The organism is Xanthobacter autotrophicus, from assembly GCF_030015065.1.
Classification (GTDB): Bacteria; Pseudomonadota; Alphaproteobacteria; order Rhizobiales; family Xanthobacteraceae; genus Xanthobacter; species Xanthobacter autotrophicus_D.
Genome location: NZ_JAIVFN010000256.1, coordinates 1 through 1505 on the forward strand (window position 1 = coordinate 1; position 1505 = coordinate 1505).

At 64.0% G+C, this 1505-nt stretch carries 3 protein-coding genes; all 3 read right to left on the reverse strand.

The window, feature by feature from the left end:
- A partial coding sequence (locus K9U40_RS22925; RefSeq protein WP_282892391.1) for a type IV secretion system protein occupies positions 1 to 622 on the reverse strand: 622 nt, incomplete at its 3' end.
- Between the two features lie 3 nt (positions 623 to 625).
- Positions 626 to 847: an EexN family lipoprotein gene (locus K9U40_RS22930; RefSeq protein ID WP_394107490.1), complete on the reverse strand. Its 222-nt coding sequence runs from the start codon at positions 845 to 847 to the stop codon at positions 626 to 628.
- An 8-nt stretch (positions 848 to 855) separates the two neighbouring features.
- On the reverse strand, positions 856 to 1505 hold a 650-nt coding region (gene virB5, locus K9U40_RS22935; RefSeq protein ID WP_282892392.1), incomplete at its 5' end, for a P-type DNA transfer protein VirB5.

Sequence of the window (1505 nt, forward strand, 5' to 3'; positions counted from 1 at the left end):
CGAGGACCTGCAGGATGACGAAGTTTGCCATCTGGCCGATCCACGCCTCGGTGAACCGGCGGGTCGACTGGAACATGGCCAGGACGACGAAGATCGGACCTATGGCCAGGACGATCGCGAGCGCGACCCGGGCATAGAGCGACACCACATATCCGATTGCCGCGACGACGAAGGTCATGACGATGACCACCAGCCCGGCCGCGCCGGTCAGGACGTCGACGGGCCAAGACCCTTTCGCCCAGATGTCGTTCGCTGATTTCTGGCCCTTGTCGAGCAGGGAATCGAAGGCAGAGGCGCTCGGCGCCGACCCGGTGTTGAGAGCCCCGGAGATCTCGGTGGGCAGGTCCTCGAAGAACACCTTCGTGACATAGGTCTGATAGTTCGATGCGTTCTGCACGAGCATCAGGATGATGGCGAGCTTCATCGCCCGGAACGCGAACTCCATGATGGGCTCGGGGATTGAGCCGCGCAGGACGAGGAAGCCGTAGATGACGACGTAGAGCGTCAGAGCGACGGTCAGCGGCCCAGTTACCCAGGACGCGATGCCCGAAGTCCCCGAGCTGATGAAGTTCTCGAGCGGGGCCTTGAACTGGTCGTCGAGGAACGAGAAGACCTGGTACATGCCCTACCCTCCGAGCGCCTTGTTCATCCGCTGGAGGCGGGCTTTGCCGTCGGCTTCGGTCGCATTCTCGCAGTTCGGCGTCTCGGCGAGCGCGCCAGGATTCTCCCGGCACTTCGCCAGCTGCGCGGCGCGCAGCGCCTCGTCGCCGAGGTAATCACTGACGGTGCGGGTCCCCTCCCCCGGCTCAAAGCACCCGGCGAGAGGAAGCAACAGGAACAGGGCCACGATCCTCCTCATGGCAGCGCCGCCCTCATCGTATCGACGCGCCGGCGCCAGTCCTCGGCCTTGCGCTGGTCGTCCACCTGTGCCTGGGCCTGCTGCACCATGCGCAGGCCCTGCATGCGCACCACATCGATCTGAAGGAACGCCGCCTCCGCCTGGAGCCTAGCCTGCAGGTCGGCCACGTCCTTCGAGGTGCCGGCCGAGGAGATCTGCTGCCGGAGCTGATCGATTCCGTCGATCCGCTTCGTGGCGGCATCGTAAATCTGCTGGCCAAGGCTCATCTGGCCGGCGTTCTTGTTCTGGATCCGGGACAGCTCCTGTGCGTAGAAATCGTTCGCGCTGGTCTGATAGGTGGAATTGGACTGCAGGAACTTCGAGGCGGACTCGCCGAAGGCGCCTGAGCCCGCACCGCTCAGCAGGCTTTCGATCGCATTAAAATCCTGGGGAAGCGCCTTGCGGATCGAGGGGTCGTTGAGCACGCTCGCGACGTCCGCCATGTTCGTCAGCTTGTTCAACGAGCCGTAGAGCTGCTGCGCCTGCTGAAGCTGCTGGTTCAAAGTGTCGAGCTGGGATTTGAGTTGCGCAATGCTCTCCAGCTGCTTGGCAAGGGCGGCTTGGTCGATCACGGGGATGCCCTGCGCATCGGCCGCGCCGGCGGAGA